This is a genomic window from Sphingomonas sp. Leaf242, assembly GCF_001422045.1.
GTDB lineage: Bacteria > Pseudomonadota > Alphaproteobacteria > Sphingomonadales > Sphingomonadaceae > Sphingomonas.
On sequence record NZ_LMLW01000013.1, the window covers coordinates 15416 to 34130 of the forward strand.

An 18715-nucleotide genomic window follows, 5' to 3' on the forward strand; every position below is an offset into this window, starting at 1 on the left:
TAGGCCGGCTCGTGCCACTGCCGTGCGAGCTTGTGGAAACCAACCCACCCCCGACCCCTCCCTTCCAGGGAGGGGAGAATGTCAGTCCGCCGCGAGCGCCTCGGCAAGCATGTCCCGGATCGCGCGCAACGCGGTCATCGGCGACTCCGCCTGCGCGACGATCTCGCCCGGACCAGGTATCGCCGGCGCGCGCTTCTCGGACCCCAGCAACTGCTGAACGCCGCGCACGGTATAGCCTTCGCGGTTGAGATACTGGTCGATCCGCCGCACCAGCGCGACGTCCTCGGCACGGTAGTACCGCCGGTTGCCCGCGCGTTGCAGCGGCTTCAGCTGGGGAAAGCGCGTTTCCCAGTAGCGCAGTATATGCTGCGGCAGGCCGGTATCGCGCGACAGTTCACCGATCGTTCGAAACGCCGCACTGGCCTTTTGCCCCCCGGCATCGGGTAGTACGTCGTCGGTATCAGGCATGTCGGGCGTCAGTCCGCCTCGACGATGCGTTCCCGCATCATCTGGCTGGCGCGGAACGTCAGCACGCGGCGCGGTGCGATCGGCACCTCGATACCCGTTTTCGGGTTGCGGCCGACGCGCTCACCCTTGTCGCGCAGCACGAACGTCCCGAACCCCGAAATCTTGACGTTCTCGCCCTGCGACAGCGCCCCACACATCTCGGTCAGGATCTGCTCGACGATCTTGGAGGAATCCGAGCGCGACAGCCCGACCTCCTTGTGGAGCGATTCGGCCAGATCGGCCCGCGTCAAAGTACCCGTCGTCATGTTCATCAAGCTCCCACACTCGGCGAACCTCCTACACAAGCGCGGGAGCGACCGGAAGAACTTTTGTTCTACAAGCGAATCGAGATGTTTCGAAAGGATTAGAAGCGGATAACCGCGGCACCCCAGGTGAACCCGCCGCCCATCGCCTCTAGTACGACGATCTGTCCTTGTCGGACACGTCCGTCGCGCACGGCGACGTCCAACGCGAGTGGAACCGAGGCTGCCGAGGTGTTCGCGTGCTGGTCGACGGTGACGACGACCTTCTCCGGCGCGAGGCCGAGTTTGCGCGCGGTGGCATCGAGAATCCGGGCGTTCGCCTGGTGCGGCACGACCCAGTCGACCTGGTCCGACGACAGCCCGGCCATCGCCAGCGACTCGGTCATCACCGACGCCAGGTTGGTCACAGCGTGGCGGAAGACCTCACGGCCCTTCATGCGAAGCTTGCCGACGGTCCCGGTCGTCGAGACGCCGCCATCGACATAGAGGAGTTCGTTGTGGCGGCCATCGGCGTGCAGCTTGGTCGTCAGGATGCCGCGACCGCCGTCGTCCGCGGTATCCTGCGCCTCCAGCACGATCGCGCCGGCGCCGTCACCGAACAGTACGCAGGTCGTCCGGTCTTCCCAGTCGAGAATGCGGCTGAACGTTTCGGCGCCGATCACCAGCGCGCGCTTGGCGACGCCGCTGCGGATCATGCTGTCGACGACCTGCACCGCGTACAGGAAGCCCGAGCAGACCGCGGCGACGTCGAACGCGACGCAGTCGTTGATGCCGAGCACTGCCTGCACCTTCGTGGCGCTGGCGGGGAAGGTCTGGTCCGGTGTCGCGGTGGCGAGCACGATCAGGTCGATGCTGTCGGCTTCGATCCCAGCCGCGGTCAAAGCCGCGCGGCACGCGTCGGCGGCCAGCGTCGCGGTCGTCTCGCCTTCGCCGGCGATGTGACGGAAGCGGATGCCGGTGCGCTCGACGATCCACTCGTCGCTCGTGTCGACCTGTTCCGCGAGCTCTGCGTTGGAGACGCGGCGCGCGGGCAGGGCGGAGCCGGTGCCGATGACCACAGACCGGATCATGCCGCCTTCTCCACGCTGCCCAGATCGTCGGCGATGCGCCGGACCAGATCGTTGCGGACCATCTTGGCGGCATTCCCGATCGCCGTCGCAACGCCGCGCTCGGTGGCGCCGCCGTGGCTCTTCACGACGATGCCGTTGAGCCCGAGGAATACCGCGCCGTTGTGATTGTTGGGATCGAGATGATCGCGCAGCAACTCGGTCGCGGGCCGCGAGATCAGGAAGCCGAGCTTCGACCGCACCGAACTGCGGAATGCGCGCTTGAGCAGGTCGGCGACGAATCGCGCGGTGCCCTCGGCGGTCTTCAGCGCGATGTTGCCGGAGAAGCCGTCGCACACGACCACGTCGACTTCGCCACGCGACAACCGGTCACCTTCGATGAAGCCGTTGAACTGCATGTCCACGGCCGGCGTCGCGCGCAGTTGAGCCGCCGCATCGCGAATCTCGTCCGTACCCTTCATGTCCTCGCTGCCGATATTCAGAAGCGCGACACGAGGGTGCGGGATGTCGAGCGCGGTGCGCGCATAGGCGGCGCCCATGATTGCGAACTGGACGAGGTTGCGCGCATCACACTCGGTATTCGCGCCGAGGTCGAGCATCACCATGTCGGTGTCGCCCAGTGTCGGCAGACGCGCCGCAAGTGCCGGCCGATCGATCCCGGGCAGCATCCGCAACGACAGCTTCGCCATCGCCATCAGCGCGCCGGTGTTACCCGACGACACCGCGGCGGCGGCGCGACCCTGTTTCACCAGGTCGATCGCGATGCCCATCGAGGTCTTCTTGGCGCGACGAATCGCCTGGGTCGGCTTGTCGCTCGACCCGACGACTTCCGGCGCGTGGACGATCTCCGAATGCTGCGACAGGTTCGGATGAGCCTTGAGCCCCTCGCGAATCGCAGCTTCGTCGCCGACCAGCAGGAAGCGCATGCCCTCGAATTGGTGACGCGCGCGGGCGACACCGGCGAGCATCACTGCCAGCCCGTCATCGCCACCCATCGCATCGACCGCGATCCAGCCGCTGTCGGGCATCGCTTATCCTTCGTTCAAGTTAGAGGTTCCGGACGGAAGCCTCAGCCCTCGATCGAGAGGATTTCGCGACCGTTATAGTGACCGCACGACCCGCACAGGTTGTGGGGACGCTTCAGTTCGCCACAGTTGGGGCATTCCTGGAACGACGCGATCGTGAGCGAGTCGTGACCACGGCGCATGCCGCGCTTGGAGGGCGAGGTTTTTCTTTTGGGGACGGCCATTTCGGCACCTTGTTCAATCTAAAGGTCGGGGCTCCGAGTACGTCCGGACACGGGACACAGGCAACCGACAAGAATGCCGGCCGCCTGAAGCAACCCATGCGGCCTGACGCTCGCGAAGCGTGGCGCTATAGCGATTTCACCCCGCGTTGCAAGCTTCCGCCCGGAGTGGCAGGGCATGCGGCTGACAAAAGACCTGATATTCGAGGGGCAACGCCGTGATATTACCCGTAACGCTGACGATCGCCGCGGCTGCCGCCGTCGTCAACCTGTGGCTCGCCTTCCGAATCGTGCCGATGCGCGTGAAGGATAACGTGCTGATCGGCGACGACGGCAACCAGCGTCTGCAGGCGCGGATGCGCGCGCACGCCAACTTCACCGAATACGCGCCGTTCATCCTGATCCTGATCGGCCTGATCGAGCTCGCCGGCGGATCGACGCTGTGGCTGTGGATCGCCGGTGCGGTGTTCGTGATCGCGCGAATCGCCCACGCGTTCGGGATGGACCGCACGACGTCGAGCGTGCCGCGGGCCGGGGGCGCGCTGGCGACCTGGGCGATGATGGCGGTGCTCGCCGGGTGGGCGCTGACGATCGCGTATCAGGCGAACAGCGTGCCGGCCGCCAAGACCTTCCAGGTCGTGCCGTCGGGCGGCCGGGCATGAGCGCGCTTCGCTTATTGGGTGCCGCCACATTGCTGGCCGCGTCACCGGCCGCCGCGCAGGTATCGCCAGAGCGGTTGTCCGCCGACGTTAAGACGCTCGCCTCCGACTCGTTCGAGGGCCGTGCGCCCGGAACGCCAGGCGAGACCAAGACGATCGCCTGGCTGATCGCGCAGTTCAAGGCGATGAAGGCGCAACCCGGCGGCCCGAACGGTAGCTGGACGCAGCCGGTGCCGCTCGTCCACACCCGGATGGGCTCGGGCACCGTCCGCGCCGGCGATACCGCGCTAGTGCAGGGGCGTGATGTCTATCTGAGCACGGTCCGCGGGGTCGAGCGCGTCGCCATCGCCAACGCGCCGATGGTGTTCGTCGGCTACGGCGTCAGCGCGCCCGAGCGCGGCTGGGACGACTTCAAGGGCCTCGACCTCAAGGGCAAGGTGGCGGTGTTCCTCGTCAATGATCCCGATTTCGAGGCGGTCGCTGGCGACGATGCGAAGGGCAAGTTCGGCGATCGCCGGATGACCTATTACGGTCGCTGGACGTATAAATACGAGGAGGCCGCGCGACGTGGCGCGGTCGGCGCGCTGATCGTGCACGACACGGCGGGCGCGGGGTACGGCTGGAACACGGTGACGGCGCCAGCTGGCGAGAATTACGACATCGTCCGGAAAGATCCCGAATCGCGGGTGATGCTCCAAGGCTGGCTGGAGGGCGGCGCGGCAACCCGCTTGTTCGCCGCATCCGGCCTCGACCTGGTGACGTTGCGCAAGGGGGCGCGGCGCAGTGACTTCCGCCCCGTCGCGCTGAAGCAGGCGTTCACCACCGACCTGCCGGTCAAGCACGACACCGCGGTGAGCCAGAACGTGCTGGCGAAACTGCCGGGCACCAAGCACGCGGACGAAGTCGTGATGTTCGGTGCGCACTGGGACGCCTACGGGATCGGCGCCCCCGATGCGCAAGGGCGGACGATCCGGCCCGGCGCGAACGACGACGGTCTCGGCGTGGCGGGTGTCCTCGAACTCGCGCGCAATTTCGCCAAGGCGCCACGGACCGATCGCAGCCTCGTCTTCGCGCTGTGGAGCGGTGAGGAGCGCGGGCTACTCGGGTCGGAGACCTATGCCGTGAACCCGGTCTATCCGGCCGCCAAGACGGTCGCCAACCTGACGCTCGACATCCTCCAAACGGCGGGCCCCGCAAAGGACGTCATGCTGGTCGGCGCCGGGCAGAACAGCCTCGAGGACATGCTGGGCGACGCCGCCAAGGCGCAAGGCCGCGTCGTAACCCCCGAAGCGCTCCCCGAACGCGGGCTCTTCTATCGCGCCGACCACTTCTCGGTCGCGCGGCGCGGCGTGCCGACGCTGCTGTTGATGGCGATCAGTGGGGCGCCAGATCTGGTCAAGGGCGGCCGGACCGCGGGGCAGGCGTGGCTCGACGGCTATATGAAATGCTATCATCAGACGTGCGACGCGTGGGGTGCGGACTGGGACCTGCGCGGCGCCGCACAGGACGTGGACCTGTTCAAGACGATCGGCACGAAGCTGGCGAACAGCTGGTTGTGGCCCGAGTGGCGCGATGGGTCGGAGTTCAAGTCGGTGCGGGCTGAAAGCGCGAGCGAGCGGAAGTAGGTCGACCATCCAGCTAAACACCACCCCGGCGAAGGCCGGGGGCCAATTGGAAAGGTTGGCGTAACGGAGCGCAGCCTATGCCAAACTTCGTCCCCCAATTGGGCCCCGGCCTTCGCCGGGGTGGAGTAACTACTAGGTCGCACTTCTTCTGCTTCTCCATGTTCTCCCGCGAAGGCGGGAGCCCAGGGTTACAGGCGTTGCCGCTTGGTATCCTGGACCCCCGCCTCCGCGGGGGAACAGCTAGGGTTGCAAGCGGACGCTACCCCGCCAGCGCCCGATCGCTCACGAACATATTCGTCGCCCGCTCATGCGCGAACGTGCTCGCCGGCCCATGCCCCGGAATAAAGTTCGTATCGCTCCCCAGCGGCCACAGCTTCTCGACGATCGATTTCACCAGCGTCTCGTGATTGCCCCCGGGCATGTCCGATCGCCCGACCGACCCCTGGAACAGCACATCCCCCACCTGCGCGAACTTCGACGGCGCGTGGTGGAAGATCACATGCCCCTCGGTATGCCCCGGCGTCTCGTACACATCGAGCACGAGATCCCCGACCGACACCGTGTCGCCCTCGACCAGCCACCGGTCCGGCTCGAAATTCACGCCCGAAATCCCGTATTTCGGCCCATCCTGATCGAGCCGCTGCAACCAGAACCGGTCCGCCTCGTGCGGCCCCTCGATCGGCACGCCGAGATCGTTCGACAGCCGCTTCGCCCCGCCGGCATGATCGATATGCCCATGCGTCAGCAGGATCTTCTCGACCGTCACGCCCGCCTGTTCGACCGCCGCCATGATCCGCGGCAGGTCGCCGCCTGGATCGATCACCGCGGCCTTCATCGTCGCGGTGCACCAGAGCAGCGTGCAGTTCTGCTGGATCGGCGTGACCGGCACGATCGCGGCGCGCAGGGGCGGAGTGGCTGGATTTGTCATGCCGCGGAAATAGGATGACGCGTCGGTTGGAGCAATCGCCGCTTGCGGTTTACCCCATCGCCCGTGCAACAGTGAAGGCGATGTGGACCGCGCCCTACGTGTTGCTCGATGACGCCCGCGCGGCAGGCGCTCCGGCGCGAGTGTACCGCGATCCCGTCCGGATCGTCCGCGCCGATACGCTCGCCGAAATTCGCCCTGCGCTCGACGCCCTCCGCGACGCCCGCAAGGAAGGGCTGCACGCCGCCGGGTATCTTACCTACGAAGCCGGCGCTGCACTCGCGTCGAGGCCGGTCTACGTCCGCACCGAAGGCCCGCTGCTCTGGTTCGGCCTGTTCGCCGAGTACCGGACGATCGCACCCGAAGACGTTGCCGCCCTCCTCCCCGACCCAGCCGGCGCGTGGACCGGTGCGCCCGAGCCGCTGATCGACCGCGCCACCTACTACGCCAGCCTGTCGCGCGTGCTCGACCTGATCGCGGCGGGTGACATCTACCAGGCCAACCTCACCTTCGCCGCCACCGTGCCGTTCGTCGGCGACCCGCTCGCGCTCTACGCCCGGCTGCGGCGCCAGGCGAAGGCGGGCTACGGTGCGCTGATCGACACCGGCGAGACGCGCTTCCTGTCGCTCTCCCCCGAACTCTTCTTCGCGCTCGATGGCGACACGCTCACCTGCCGCCCGATGAAGGGCACCGCACCGCGCGGCGACACCCCCGACGCTGATCGTGCGCTCGCCGAAACACTCGCCGCCGACCCGAAGCAGCGCGCCGAGAACCTCATGATCGTCGACCTGATGCGCAACGACCTGTCGCGCGTCGCCACGCAGGTCGCGGTCCCTGACCTGTTCACCGTCGAGACCTATCCGACCGTCCACCAGATGACCTCGACCGTCACCGCGACGCTGAAACCAGATTGCGACGCGGTGGACGTCCTGACCGCGCTGTTCCCCTGCGGATCGATCACCGGCGCGCCGAAACAACGCGCGATGGAGATCATCGCCGAGGTCGAGCACGCGCGTGTTCGCGGCATCTACACCGGTGCGATCGGCCGTTTCGACGCGAACGGCGATGCGATCTTCAACGTCGCCATCCGCACATTGGCGATCCAGGACGGCGCGGCGACGATCAGTCTCGGCTCGGGCATCGTCGCCGACAGCGTGGGCGACGCCGAATGGGACGAGTGCCATGCCAAGGGCGCGTTCGTCACCGCCGGCCAGCGCCGCTTCGACCTGATCGAGACGATGGCGTTCGACCCCGAGGCCGGCCTGACCCGTCTCGAAGCGCATCTCGCGCGGATGAAGGCGAGCGCCCAGGCCTTGGGCTTCACCTTCGACCGCCACACCGCGCGCAACGAACTCCAGGCCGCGACCTTCCGGTTGCGCGGACCCCGCCGCATCCGCCTGTTGCTCAGCCCCTCCGGGGCGATCGCGATCGAAGCGGCGCCGCTCCCGCACTCGCCTGCGCAAGCGACTGTCGCGATCGTTCCGCTGCCGGTGGCCGCGACCGACTTCCGGCTCCGCCACAAGACGAGCGCCCGCGCCTTCTACGACGACGCGCGGAAAGCCGCGGGGACGTTCGAGGTGCTGTTTGAGGATGCCGACGGCTTCCTCACCGAAGGCAGCTTCACCTCCTTGTTTGTCCAGCGCGGCGAAGCACTCGTCACGCCGCCGCTACGGCATGGCCTGCTCCCCGGGATATTGCGAGCCGACCTCCTTGAATCGGGCCGCGCAACCGAAGTCCCGTTAACCCGAGCCGACCTGACCGCCGGATTCTTCATCGGAAATGCAGTCCGCGGGCTCATTCCCGCCATCGTTACGGTTGCGAATTCGACCACGCGGAGCGTATAGCGCCCGCGAATTCCGCGGCGATGTTCGCGGACAACCGCAAAGGTTACACCATGCACGCATCCGCCGCGCTCGGCCGCATCAGCCCCTCGCCGACGCTCGCGATCACCTCGCGCGTTCTCGAACTGAAGCGCGCAGGTGTCGACGTGATCGGGCTTGGTGCGGGCGAACCCGATTTCGACACGCCGGACTTCGTCAAAGAGGCTGCGATCCAGGCGATCCGCGACGGCAAGACCAAATACACCAACGTCGACGGCACGATCGAACTGAAGCAGGCGATTGTCGCCAAGTTCGCGCGCGACAACAACCTCACCTACACCACCGATCAGATCAGCGTGAACGTCGGCGGCAAGCACACCCTGTTCAACGCGATGGTCGCGACGATCGATCCGGGCGACGAGGTCGTCATCCCCGCGCCGTACTGGGTCAGCTATCCCGACGTCGTGCAGTTCGCCGGCGGCGTGCCGGTGATCGTCAAGGCGGGGCCAGAGGTCGGCTACAAGCTCGATCCCGCCGCGCTCGACGCGGCGATCACGCCGAAGACCAAGTGGGTGATCCTCAACTCGCCGTCGAACCCGACCGGTGCCGGCTATACGATCGACGAACTGAAGGCGCTCGGTGCGGTGCTCGCGAAGCATCCGCACGTGTGGATCTTCGCCGACGATATGTACGAGCATATCGTCTATGACGGCTTCAAGTTCGCGACCATCGCCGAGGCCTGCCCCGAGCTGTTCGAGCGCACGCTGACCGTCAATGGCTGCTCGAAGGCCTATGCGATGACCGGCTGGCGGATCGGCTACGGCGCGGGCGCACCGTGGCTGATCAAGGCGATGGCCAAGCTCCAGTCGCAGTCGACCTCGAACCCCTGCTCGATCGCCCAGGCGGCGGCGGTGGCGGCGCTCAACGGCGACCAGTCGTTCCTTGCCGAACGCAACACCGCCTTCCAGGGCCGTCGCGATCTGGTCGTGTCGATGCTCAACGAGATCGACGGCATGCACTGCCCGACGCCGGAGGGTGCGTTCTACGTCTACCCGTCGTTCGCGGAGCTGATCGGCAAGACGACGCCGAACGGCCGCCTGATCGACACCGACGAGGCGATGGTCGGCTATCTGCTCGACGACGCCAAGGTGGCCGTGGTGCAGGGCGCCGCGTTCGGCCTCTCGCCGGCGTTCCGGATCAGCTACGCAACGTCCGACGCGTTGCTCCGCGAGGCCTGCACGCGCATCCAGACGGCGTGCGCCGCGCTGAAATAACGCCGGCAACAATCGGGACACGCGGCGACATCTCCCGGCAACGCTGTCGGGCGATGCCTGCTGCACGATGAACGCATCGGCCACAGCGCGTTAATCGAGAGTTTCTAAAAACGACATTGTGGTTGGCCGGCATCTCTACGACATGCCGGACCGTAACTGGTGCTGACCTATCCGGTCTGCGCCATCACTGGGTTTCATTGGGATCGCATCATGCGCAGCATCGTAAAGTCGAGTTTCTTCTGGCAGTTCAGCGGCGGTTTCGTCCTCGGCGCCATCGGCTTGCTCGCATTGCAGCCTGCCGAAGCCCGCCAGACCTTCGCCAGCCATTTCGAGCACAGCGCCTCCGCCACCGCGCGATAACCGCCACCTGATAACTGCGGCGGCGGCCTAGCGAAGCGCAAGCGCAACCCCATGTATCAAAACATGAAAAAGCCGCTTCTCGCCACGCTCTCCGCCATCGGTATCGCCGGTGCGTTTATTGCCACCGGCACCGCGCAAGGCGCCCGCGCTGTCGTCATCCCTGCCGTCAAGACCGACCTTCCCGCAGCGCCCGGTATTCAGACCGCAGTGCTTGCGGGCGGCTGCTTCTGGACTATGGAAGCGGTGTTCGAGCATGTGAAGGGCGTGAAAGCGGTCACGACCGGCTATGCCGGCGGCACCAAGGCGACCGCGACCTACGACCAGGTCTCCGCCGAGACGACCAAGCACGCCGAAGCGATCAAGATCGCCTACGATCCCCGCGTGGTGAGCTACGGCACGCTGCTCCGCGTGTATTTCTCGATCGCGCATGATCCGACGACGTTGAACCGTCAGGGACCCGACAGCGGCACCAGCTATCGCTCGGCGATCTTCCCGCAGTCGCCCGCCCAGGCGCAGGTCGCGCGGGCTTACATCGCGCAACTCGGTGCCACGCATGCGTTTTCCGGGCCCATCGTGACGAAGCTGGAGACCGGGACGTTCTATCCGGCCGAGGCGTATCACCAGAATTTCTACGACCGGAACCCGACGCATCCGTACGTCGTGATGTGGGACAAGCCGAAGGTCGCGGCGTTTCGCGCAGCGTTCCCGACGATTTCGAGCTGAGGCGGCACCTTTACCTCACCTCCACCCCGGCGAAGGCCGGTGCCCAATTGGGGGACGTTGCTCATAAAGGGCAGCGTCTAGTTACGGCCATCTTTCCAATTGGACCCCGGCCTTCGCCGGGGTGGTGAAATACTTCGGGTTACGATCTAGGCCGCAACCGGAAACCGCAGCATCCGGTCTGCCACCGGCACCATAGCCTCGGCCCCAACCCCCACCGCCCGGACGATCTCCGGATGGTCCACATCCAACCCGCCAGTCAGCGACCCGAACGCCGGCAATATCAGCTTAGTCGCCGTCGCCACGAAACACCGCCGCGCCACCTGCTTCCCCCGCACGCGCAACCGAAGCTTTGGATGGAAATGCCCCGACAGTTCCGGCCGCGTTTCCGCCCGGTCCGCTTCATGCCGCAGTACCAGCCCGTCGACGACCACCTCGTCCACGACCTCCCCGCCACACCGATCGAGGATCGCCGGATCGTGATTGCCCGTGATCCACGTCCAGCGCGTCCCATCGGTCATCGCCCGCAGCATGTCCTGTGCGCGTTGCGGCAGACGCTCGCATCCGTCGCTGTCGTGGAAGCTGTCACCGAGGCACCAGACTTCGCGCGCGCCGGTCACGGCGACCAGCGCGGTGAGATCGGCCAGCGTCGCGATCGAATCATAGGGCGGCAGCATCTGGCCGCGTTTCGCGAACCAGCTCGCCTTCTCGAAATGCAGGTCGGCGACCAGCAGCGCACGCCGCTCCGGCCAGAACAGCGCGCCTTGCGCCAACGCCAGAAGCGCATGCCCGCCGAACGAAAAGGGAACCATCCGCCCGCCATGCCGCCCCCGCCCCACCGAATCAAGCCGCCATCGTCGCGAACCGGGTGGGGCTTGCGCATGCCCGCAATCGGCGTAAAGCGCGCCGTCCCCTCAGGAGGAGCGCTGTTCGCGCCATGACGTCCGTAGCCGGAACACCGCAAACTGCCGTCGTGACCGAACCGACCGCCGATAGTTCGGCGGGGCAGGCGTGCGCGCCGTCGGATTTGTCCGCAGCGCATCTCCACCCGCATCCGGCGCTCGCCGCGCTGACCGTCGGCGCGATTGGCGTGGTGTTCGGCGATATCGGCACCAGCCCGCTCTATGCGTTTCGCGAGGCGCTCGGTCAGACGTCGGCGGGCGGCATCGATCCTACCGAGATCCTCGGCGTGCTGAGCCTCGCGCTCTGGTCGCTGTTCCTCGTCGTCACGGTCAAATACGTCATCTTCCTGATGCGCGCCGACAACCAGGGCGAGGGCGGCGTGCTGGCGCTCGCGGCACTTGCCCGTCGTGCGCTCGGCGTGCGGTCGCGGATCGCGATCGTGCTCGGCGCGGCGGGCGCGTCGTTGTTCTACGGCGATGCGATCATCACGCCCGCCTTGTCGGTGCTGTCGGCTATGGAAGGCCTGCGGACGATCCCGAGCGCCGCGCACATCTTCAACGAAGGCGTCGTCCGCGCGCTGACGATCGGCATCCTGATCGCGCTGTTCCTGATCCAGTCGCGCGGGACGGCACAGGTGTCGAAGCTGTTCGGCCCGGTCTGCATTCTCTGGTTCGTGGCGATCGGCGCGCTCGGCATCTGGCACATCGCCGACGAGCCCTCGATCGTCCGCGTGTTCCTGCCGACCTACGGCGTCTCGTTCCTCGCGACGCACGGCGTCACCGGGCTGTTCGTGCTCGGCGCGGTGTTCCTGACCGTCACCGGCGCCGAAGCGCTGACCGCCGACATGGGCCATTTCGGCAGGCTGCCGATTCGAATCGGCTGGTTCTTCCTCGTCTTTCCGGCGCTCGCGCTCAACTATCTGGGGCAGGGCGCGTTCGCGCTCGCCAAGCTCGAAGAGGCGGCGGCGCGCGGTGTTCCGTTCGTCAATCAGGACTGGTTCTTCCTGATGGCGCCCGAATTGCTGCGCGCGCCACTCATCATCCTCGCCGGCTTCGCGACCGTGATCGCCAGCCAGGCGGTGATCACCGGCGCGTTCTCGCTGACGCAGCAGGCGATCCAGCTCGGCCTGCTGCCGCGGCTGCGCATCCGTCAGACGTCGGCGGTGTTCGCGGGCCAGATCTACCTGCCCGCGATCAACTGGCTGTTGCTGATCGGCGTGCTGGTGCTGGTGATCCAGTTCAAGACGTCGTCGGCGATGGCCGCCGCGTACGGCATCGCGGTGACCGGCACGATGGTCGTCACGACCTTGCTTGCGTACATCGTCGTCCGCCACCGTTGGAACTGGTCGCGCCCGCTCGCATTGACGGCGATCCTGCCGTTCCTGACGCTCGACCTGATCTTCTTCGGCGCCAACATCCTGCGTGTGATCGAGGGCGGCTGGGTGCCACTCGTCATCGCCGCCGCGATCGGGCTGATCATCTTCACCTGGGTGCGCGGCAAGAAGATCGTTAGCGCGTTCGAGAAACGCCAGAGCATCCCGCTCAGCGATCTCGCCTCGGCGTTGGAAAAGCGTCCGCCCGAACGTGTGTCGGGGACAGCGGTGTTCCTGACCGGCAACCCGCACGCGACGCCGGGTGCGCTGCTGCACAATCTCAAGCACAACAAGGTGCTCCACGAGCGCAACCTGATCGTCAGCATCCGCACCGCCGACCGGCCGTTCGTCGACGAAGCGTCGCGCGCGAAGGTGGAACGCGTCGACGAGAATTTCTCGATCGTCGTGCTGACCTACGGCTTCATGGAGTCGCCCGATGTGCCGCGCGACCTGGGGATCGGGACCAAGACCGAACAGCTCGGACTGGACCCGATGCGAACCTCGTTCTTCATCGGCCGCAACACGCTGAAGCCCGATGCGGAAAAGGGCATGCCGCCGTGGCAGGACCGGATCTTCATGTTCCTACAACGCAACGCGAGCGACCCCACCGACTTCCTGAAGATCCCGCCGGGCAAGGTGCTCGAGCTAGGCGAACAGGTCACCGTCTAAGCCCAGAGTGGGGCGGACGGTTTCAAGAAGGGAAGCGCATGCTCCCTCGCCCCTCCGGGGAGAGGGAAGGGGCCCGCGGCGCTTGCCGTGGGAAGGGAGAGGGGCGTTGTAGGCCACCGTCTCGAGCCTCACGCCCCTCTCCCTTCCGTCGCCTGCGGCTCCTCCCTCCCTCTCCCCGGAGGGGAGAGGGACTTGGGCATCACCCCGCAAACGCCTTCACCAGGTCGAAGAGGTAGTCGCGGCCGTCATACAATGACGCCACCCGGATCCGCTCGTTGAGGCCATGAATGCCCCCCATGTCCTTGTCGATGAACACGCCCGGCGCGCCGTAGACCGGGATCCCGATCGCCTCGAAGAAAATGCCGTCCGTCGCCCCGGTCGACATCAGCGGCAGGATCGGCAGGCCGGGGAAGTGCTTCGCCGCGACCTTCGTCACCGGGCCCATGATTTTCGGATCGAGCGTCGGCGGAATCGCGGTCGGGCGCACCGGCTGGTTCGCCGTCACCGTTACCTTTGCTCCCGCAAGTTCCTTCAACTTGGCGAGCGTGCCCTCCACCGTCTCCCCTGGAAATATCCGGCAGTTGATGTTGGCCGTCGCCCGCTGCGGCAACGCGTTCTCCGCGTGACCCGCATTCAGCAACGTCGCCACGCACGTCGTGCGCAACGTGGAGTGCATCGCCTTGTCGCGGCTGACGATCGCATCCGCCGTCTTGTCCTCGGGGTTCGCGAGCAGCTTCGTGATCGCATCCCCCATCTCGCCCGGCATCGCCTTCGCACTCGCCGCGAAGAACGCCTTGGTCGTGTCGGTGAACTTTACCGGGAACTCGTAGCCCTGGACTGCCTTCACCGCGTCGGCGAGCTCGTAGATCGCGTTCTCGGGGATTGGCTGCGAGCTGTGCCCGCCTGGGTTGGTCGCGAGAAACGTGTAGTTCTGCGCGGCCTTCTCGCCGACCTGGATCGCCAGCAGCTGGCGCTTGCCGTTGTCGTCGATCCGCCCGCCGCCGCCCTCGTTCAGCGCGAACTCCGCCGCAATCAGGTCGGGCTTCGACTTCGCCAGATACTGCGCGCCATTCCACGCGAAGGTCGTCTCCTCGCCGCAGGTCAGCGCAAGCTTGATCGTCCGTTTCGGCTTGTACCCGCTCGTCTTGAAGCGGATCATCGCGTCGGACCAGATCGCCGCCTGAGCCTTGTCGTCGACGGTACCGCGCGCGTAATAATAGCCGCCTTCCTCGATCAGCTTGAACGGATCGCGCACCCAATCCTCGCGCTTGGCCTCGACCACGTCGAGATGGGCGAGCAGCAGCATCGGCTTGATCGACGCGTCCGACCCCTTCAGCACCGCGACCAGCCCGCCGTCCTTCGGGTGCTCGGGCACCGAGAAATAGGTGATGTCGGCATCGGCATAGCCCGCCGTCTTCAGTCGCGCGCCGATCTGCGCCGCGGCCTGCGTGCAGCTGCCGGACGACAGCGTCGTGTTGGTCTCGACCAGTTCCTTGTAGAGCCCGAGGAACGCCTTCTGGTCAGGGCGCGACTGCGCCTGTGCCCCAACCGCCGTCGTCACGGGTGTGGTCAGAATCGCCGCCGTGAGTAGCCAACCAGTCGCGCGCATCGTCGTCCCCTTGTTCGTTTCTGTGGGGAGAGTTGCAGCGAACGCGCGGTTACGCAACCTCAGCGCCGCGGCTCGCCGCCACGACGCGTTCCGCGAGGCAATGCCAGCCTGACTTCACGGTTGGCGAAATCGATGTCGACGCGGCGAAACAACTGCAGCACATCCATCCCGAGCAGCATCGCGGGACGCTCGGACAATCCGAACTGCCGGAACGGCGGCGCATCGATCGCAGTGAATGCGACGGGCACGTCGCCGAGCGAAAGGCTGCCGATCGTGACGCGGTCAATCGTCGTGTAATCCGCGACCACCGTTTCGCCGGTGACGCCGGTCAGCGACACCGACTGCGACGGCCCAGCGCGGCCCAGTCCCTTGCGCGTCACCTTCCGGCGGAGCGCGCCATTGGCCATGCTCACGGACGTGCCGGTATCGAGGATCACGCGGATGCGGATGCCGTTGCAATAGGCGTCGGTGACGACGAGCTGTCCGAACAGGCTGCGCGCTTTGATCACGATCTCGTCGGGACCTGCGCGTTCGCGATTCTGGCGTTTGCGCGAGGGGGTAACGGTCATCGTCTTCGTGTCGAAGTCGATCGTCACCGCATGATCTTGCAACGTGTCGATCCCGAGCAGCCCGCGCGCACCGAGATTGATCGCGCTGATCGCCGGGGCCTCGATCGCGGCGCTGCCGATCACGCTCACCTTGAGCGAGGGGATGATGACCGTGCCAATGCTGTCCGAACCGGTCATGCCGGTGACGCGGACGGTCCGGCCTGGGGCAAGGCCGAGCGTGGCGGCGAGTTCGCGGGCGATGACGGTACGCTGCGCACCGGTATCGACGACGAAGGGAAAAGGGCCGGCGCCGGCGATCGTTACCGGCACCGTCATGCGGGTTTCGTCGTCGCCGAACAGGAGCGTGGCGGGGTCGGGCTCTGCTGCGGATGCTGCATTTGTCTGGGGTGCAGCATTTGTGCGCGGGAACGCTGCGTCCTGGGCGCTGGCCTGGGCGGCGATGGCTAGCAGTAGAGGGGCTAGCCACCTGTGCATGCTGCAAATGCTGCGCCTGAATTCACGCGCGTGCAACTACCGTTGTTAAGGACGAACGTCCCTCCCAAACGCTACCACCCCGGCGGAGGCCGGGGCCCAATTGGGGGCGGTTGCTAATGGAGGGCAGCGCTCCGTTACGGCCACCTTTCCAATTGGGCCCCGGCCTTCGCCGGGGTGGTGTTTTCAACGTGGGCAGCCGTAGCCGCTCAATCCGGCCGCATCGCATCCGCTATCATCGCCTCCGCCTCGATCAGCAGCGCGTCGTCCGAGCTGTTCGTCGAGATCTTCTCGCGCCCGATCAGCGTCAGCACGGGCACCGCAAGCGGCGTTACCCGCTCCAGATCGACGTGCACCATCGTCGCCGCCGCGCGGTCGAGCAACGACGCCAGCCGTCCGACATCGGTCATCCGTGCCCGCGCGTCCGCCCACGCCGCCTCCAGCAACAGATGCGTCGGCTCGTACTTGCGCAGCACGTCGTAGATCAGGTCGGTCGAGAACGTCACTTGTTTGCCGGTCTTGCGCTTGCCCGGATGCTGGCGCTCGACCAGCCCGCCGATCACCGCCACCTCGCGGAAGGCGCGCTTCAACAGATGCGATTGCTGCACCCATTCGACGAACTCATGCTCGAGGATATCAGCCGAGAACAGCGACGCCGGATCGACGATCTTCTCCAGCCCGTACACCGCCAGCGCATAATCATTGGCGACGAAGCCAAGCGGTTTCAGCCCCTGCGTCTCCATCCGCCGCGTGATCAGCATGCCGAGCGACTGGTGCGCGTTCCACCCCTCGAAACTGTACGCGACCATGTAGTGCCGCCCCTCGCGCGGGAACGTCTCGACCAACAGCTGGCCGGGCTCGGGCATGACCGATCGATACGCCTGCATCTCCAGCCATTCGCGGACGTCGTCGGGGAAGCGCGCCCAGTCGCCGGGATGCGCGAGGAACCCACGGACGCGGTCGGCAAGGTTGGTCGACAGCGGCATCCGGCTGCCGCCATAGGTCGGAATCCGCGCAGGCTTCGACGTCGCGCGCACGACCAGATCCTCAAGGTCGATCTTCATCACCTCAAGGCTCAACCCCGCGAAGAAGAACGTGTCGCCGTGGCTCAACTGCGCCGCGAACGCCTCCTCGACGCGGCCGAGCACACGACCGTTGCCGAACCGCACGTTGAGCATCGTCGCTTCGACGATGATGCCTGCGTTCAGCCGATGCTGGCCGATGAATTTGGGATGGCTGACGCGCCACGTCCCGTCCGCGTCCTTGGTCAGCCGCTTGAACCGGTCATACGCCTTCAGCGAATAGCCGCCGTCGCTGATGAAGTGCAGCACGCGCTCGAACGTCTCGGTCGGCAGCGCGGAATAGGGGAGGGCGGAGCGGATCTCGTCGAGCAACGCAGCTTCGTGGAACGGGGCCGAGCATGCGCACGCCATCACGTGTTGCGCCAGCACGTCGAGCGCACCGACGCGGAAGATATCCGCATCGAGTTCGCCCGCCTCGACCGCGTCGAGCGCCGCGCGCGCCTCGAGATATTCGAACCGGTTGCCCGGCACGACGATCGCCTGCGACGATTCGTCGAGCCGGTGGTTGGCGCGACCGATCCGCTGCAACAGCCGCGACGATCCCTTGGGCGCCCCCATCTGGATCACGCAATCGACGTTGCCCCAGTCGACGCCCAGATCAAGGCTCGACGTCGCGACCAGCGCACGCAGTTTCCCCTCGGCCATCGCGTTCTCGACTTTTCGGCGCGCTTCCTTGGCGAGGCTGCCGTGGTGGACGCCGATCGGGAGATTGCCCGAGTTTACTTTCCACAGATCCTGGAAGATCAGTTCCGCCAAGCTTCGCGTGTTGCAGAACACGATCGAGGTCTCGTGCGCCTCGATCTCGGCCATCACCTGCGCGGCGGCATAGCGGCCCGAATGCCCCGACCATGGCACGCGGCCCTCGGGCAGCAGGATCGCGATGTTGGGATCGGCGCCGGGCTCGCCGCGGACCATCGCGACCTGGTCGATGTCGCCATCGGGCGCGAGCCACGCGCGATAGCCGTCAGCATCCGCGACCGTCGCCGACAGCGCGACGCGGCGCATCCCCGGCGAAATCTTCTGGAGCCGCGCCATGCACAGCGAGAGCAGGTCGCCGCGCTTGCCGGTCGCAAACGCGTGAACCTCGTCCACGACGATCGTCCGGAGGTTCTCGAACATCGTGATGCTGTCCGGATAGCTCAGCAGAAGCGACAGCGACTCAGGAGTCGTCAGCAGGATCTGCGGCGGCTTGATCCGTTGCCGTGCCTTCCGGTCGGAGGGCGTGTCGCCAGTCCGCGTCTCGACGCGTATATCGACGCCCATCTCGTCGATCGGCGTCAGCAGGTTGCGCTGCACGTCGACCGCGAGCGCTTTAAGCGGCGAAACGTAGAGCGTGTGGAGACCGCTCGTCGGCGCCTCGATCAGCTCGGCAAGCGTCGGAAGGAACCCGGCAAGCGTCTTCCCCGCCCCGGTCGCCGCCACCAGCAGCGCATGATGCCCAGCACGGCCTTCCGCCAGCATCTCGAGCTGATGCCGCCGCGGCCGCCAACCCCTCGCGACAAACCAGTTTTCCAAGGGGGAGGGAAGGTCGCTCACGGCCTGTTCACGCATTAGCGTCATATGGGGGCGTCGCG

17 protein-coding genes are annotated in these 18715 nt (G+C 66.4%); 7 read left to right on the forward strand and 10 right to left on the reverse strand.

Annotated features, from left to right (window positions below; genetic code table 11):
* Window positions 1–81: 81 nt before the first annotated feature.
* The 5 genes from ASF09_RS18590 to rpmF form a co-directional block, all read right to left on the reverse strand.
* Window positions 82–468, reverse strand: a complete 387-nt coding sequence (locus ASF09_RS18590; protein WP_060527556.1) for a MerR family transcriptional regulator — start codon at window positions 466–468, stop codon at window positions 82–84.
* A gap of 8 nt (window positions 469–476) precedes the next feature.
* Window positions 477–779 carry an integration host factor subunit alpha gene (locus ASF09_RS18595; protein ID WP_404969217.1) on the reverse strand — a complete coding sequence of 101 codons (303 nt, stop codon included), beginning with the start codon at window positions 777–779 and terminating at the stop codon, window positions 477–479.
* Window positions 780–871: 92 nt separating this feature from the next.
* Complete coding sequence (locus ASF09_RS18600) at window positions 872–1840, reverse strand: beta-ketoacyl-ACP synthase III (protein ID WP_060527557.1); 969 nt, start codon at window positions 1838–1840, stop codon at window positions 872–874.
* Window positions 1837–2865: a phosphate acyltransferase PlsX gene (plsX, locus tag ASF09_RS18605; RefSeq protein WP_056054397.1), complete on the reverse strand. Its 1029-nt coding sequence runs from the start codon at window positions 2863–2865 to the stop codon at window positions 1837–1839. The genes ASF09_RS18600 and plsX overlap by 4 nt, the downstream gene beginning before the upstream one ends.
* Before the next feature lie 41 nt (window positions 2866–2906).
* Entirely contained in the window at window positions 2907–3086 is a 180-nt protein-coding gene (gene rpmF, locus ASF09_RS18610) for a 50S ribosomal protein L32 (RefSeq protein ID WP_056054400.1), read from the reverse strand.
* Between the two features lie 215 nt (window positions 3087–3301).
* Between rpmF and ASF09_RS18615 the strand changes: the two genes are divergently transcribed.
* Both ASF09_RS18615 and ASF09_RS18620 read left to right on the forward strand, forming a co-directional pair.
* Window positions 3302–3745 carry an MAPEG family protein gene (locus tag ASF09_RS18615; protein WP_060527558.1) on the forward strand — a complete coding sequence of 148 codons (444 nt, stop codon included), beginning with the start codon at window positions 3302–3304 and terminating at the stop codon, window positions 3743–3745.
* Window positions 3742–5367 carry a M28 family metallopeptidase gene (locus ASF09_RS18620; RefSeq protein WP_060527559.1) on the forward strand — a complete coding sequence of 542 codons (1626 nt, stop codon included), beginning with the start codon at window positions 3742–3744 and terminating at the stop codon, window positions 5365–5367. The genes ASF09_RS18615 and ASF09_RS18620 overlap by 4 nt, the downstream gene beginning before the upstream one ends.
* Window positions 5368–5626: 259 nt before the next feature.
* On the opposite strand, the gene ASF09_RS18625 is transcribed toward ASF09_RS18620, so the two are convergent.
* Window positions 5627–6295 carry an MBL fold metallo-hydrolase gene (locus tag ASF09_RS18625; RefSeq protein ID WP_060527560.1) on the reverse strand — a complete coding sequence of 223 codons (669 nt, stop codon included), beginning with the start codon at window positions 6293–6295 and terminating at the stop codon, window positions 5627–5629.
* Between the two features lie 80 nt (window positions 6296–6375).
* On the opposite strand from ASF09_RS18625, the gene pabB reads away from it, so the two are divergent.
* From pabB to msrA, 4 genes are all read left to right on the forward strand, one after another.
* Complete coding sequence (gene pabB, locus ASF09_RS18630; protein WP_200912598.1) at window positions 6376–8136, forward strand: aminodeoxychorismate synthase component I; 1761 nt, start codon at window positions 6376–6378, stop codon at window positions 8134–8136.
* A 50-nt stretch (window positions 8137–8186) separates the two neighbouring features.
* On the forward strand, window positions 8187–9386 hold the full coding sequence (locus ASF09_RS18635) for a pyridoxal phosphate-dependent aminotransferase (protein WP_060527659.1): 1200 nt from the start codon (window positions 8187–8189) through the stop codon (window positions 9384–9386).
* A 210-nt stretch (window positions 9387–9596) separates the two neighbouring features.
* Complete coding sequence (locus ASF09_RS20775; protein ID WP_167397741.1) at window positions 9597–9746, forward strand: hypothetical protein; 150 nt, start codon at window positions 9597–9599, stop codon at window positions 9744–9746.
* Between the two features lie 63 nt (window positions 9747–9809).
* Window positions 9810–10469, forward strand: a complete 660-nt coding sequence (msrA, locus tag ASF09_RS18645) for a peptide-methionine (S)-S-oxide reductase MsrA (RefSeq protein ID WP_060527660.1) — start codon at window positions 9810–9812, stop codon at window positions 10467–10469.
* A gap of 146 nt (window positions 10470–10615) precedes the next feature.
* Here msrA and pdeM read toward each other — a convergent pair whose 3' ends face one another.
* Window positions 10616–11278 (reverse strand): ligase-associated DNA damage response endonuclease PdeM, encoded by a 663-nt coding sequence (gene pdeM, locus ASF09_RS18650; protein ID WP_060527563.1) that lies wholly within the window; start codon window positions 11276–11278, stop codon window positions 10616–10618.
* A 215-nt stretch (window positions 11279–11493) separates the two neighbouring features.
* Between pdeM and ASF09_RS18655 the strand changes: the two genes are divergently transcribed.
* Complete coding sequence (locus ASF09_RS18655) at window positions 11494–13410, forward strand: potassium transporter Kup (RefSeq protein ID WP_060527661.1); 1917 nt, start codon at window positions 11494–11496, stop codon at window positions 13408–13410.
* Between the two features lie 199 nt (window positions 13411–13609).
* Here the strand turns inward: ASF09_RS18655 and ASF09_RS18660 are convergent, their stop codons facing one another.
* From ASF09_RS18660 to ASF09_RS18670, 3 genes are all read right to left on the reverse strand, one after another.
* Entirely contained in the window at window positions 13610–15019 is a 1410-nt protein-coding gene (locus ASF09_RS18660; protein ID WP_060527564.1) for a M20/M25/M40 family metallo-hydrolase, read from the reverse strand.
* A 59-nt stretch (window positions 15020–15078) separates the two neighbouring features.
* Window positions 15079–15903, reverse strand: a complete 825-nt coding sequence (locus ASF09_RS18665; RefSeq protein ID WP_235529892.1) for an aspartyl protease family protein — start codon at window positions 15901–15903, stop codon at window positions 15079–15081.
* A gap of 365 nt (window positions 15904–16268) precedes the next feature.
* On the reverse strand, window positions 16269–18692 hold the full coding sequence (locus ASF09_RS18670; RefSeq protein ID WP_082444486.1) for a ligase-associated DNA damage response DEXH box helicase: 2424 nt from the start codon (window positions 18690–18692) through the stop codon (window positions 16269–16271).
* Window positions 18693–18715: the final 23 nt, after the last annotated feature.

What these genes read in the sequence shown, in the direction of transcription:
- ASF09_RS18660 (WP_060527564.1), bottom strand. Translation starts at nt 15,019, where the DNA reads ATGCGCGCGACTGGTTGGCTACTCACGGCGGCGATTCTGACCACACCC.
- msrA (WP_060527660.1), top strand. Translation starts at nt 9,810, where the DNA reads ATGAAAAAGCCGCTTCTCGCCACGCTCTCCGCCATCGGTATCGCCGGT.
- ASF09_RS18620 (WP_060527559.1), top strand. Translation starts at nt 3,742, where the DNA reads ATGAGCGCGCTTCGCTTATTGGGTGCCGCCACATTGCTGGCCGCGTCA.
- ASF09_RS18595 (WP_404969217.1), bottom strand. Translation starts at nt 779, where the DNA reads ATGAACATGACGACGGGTACTTTGACGCGGGCCGATCTGGCCGAATCG.
- ASF09_RS18670 (WP_082444486.1), bottom strand. Translation starts at nt 18,692, where the DNA reads ATGCGTGAACAGGCCGTGAGCGACCTTCCCTCCCCCTTGGAAAACTGG.
- ASF09_RS20775 (WP_167397741.1), top strand. Translation starts at nt 9,597, where the DNA reads ATGCGCAGCATCGTAAAGTCGAGTTTCTTCTGGCAGTTCAGCGGCGGT.
- ASF09_RS18600 (WP_060527557.1), bottom strand. Translation starts at nt 1,840, where the DNA reads ATGATCCGGTCTGTGGTCATCGGCACCGGCTCCGCCCTGCCCGCGCGC.
- ASF09_RS18635 (WP_060527659.1), top strand. Translation starts at nt 8,187, where the DNA reads ATGCACGCATCCGCCGCGCTCGGCCGCATCAGCCCCTCGCCGACGCTC.
- plsX (WP_056054397.1), bottom strand. Translation starts at nt 2,865, where the DNA reads ATGCCCGACAGCGGCTGGATCGCGGTCGATGCGATGGGTGGCGATGAC.
- rpmF (WP_056054400.1), bottom strand. Translation starts at nt 3,086, where the DNA reads ATGGCCGTCCCCAAAAGAAAAACCTCGCCCTCCAAGCGCGGCATGCGC.
- pabB (WP_200912598.1), top strand. Translation starts at nt 6,376, where the DNA reads ATGTGGACCGCGCCCTACGTGTTGCTCGATGACGCCCGCGCGGCAGGC.
- ASF09_RS18665 (WP_235529892.1), bottom strand. Translation starts at nt 15,903, where the DNA reads ATGACGGTGCCGGTAACGATCGCCGGCGCCGGCCCTTTTCCCTTCGTC.
- ASF09_RS18625 (WP_060527560.1), bottom strand. Translation starts at nt 6,295, where the DNA reads ATGACAAATCCAGCCACTCCGCCCCTGCGCGCCGCGATCGTGCCGGTC.
- ASF09_RS18590 (WP_060527556.1), bottom strand. Translation starts at nt 468, where the DNA reads ATGCCTGATACCGACGACGTACTACCCGATGCCGGGGGGCAAAAGGCC.
- pdeM (WP_060527563.1), bottom strand. Translation starts at nt 11,278, where the DNA reads ATGGTTCCCTTTTCGTTCGGCGGGCATGCGCTTCTGGCGTTGGCGCAA.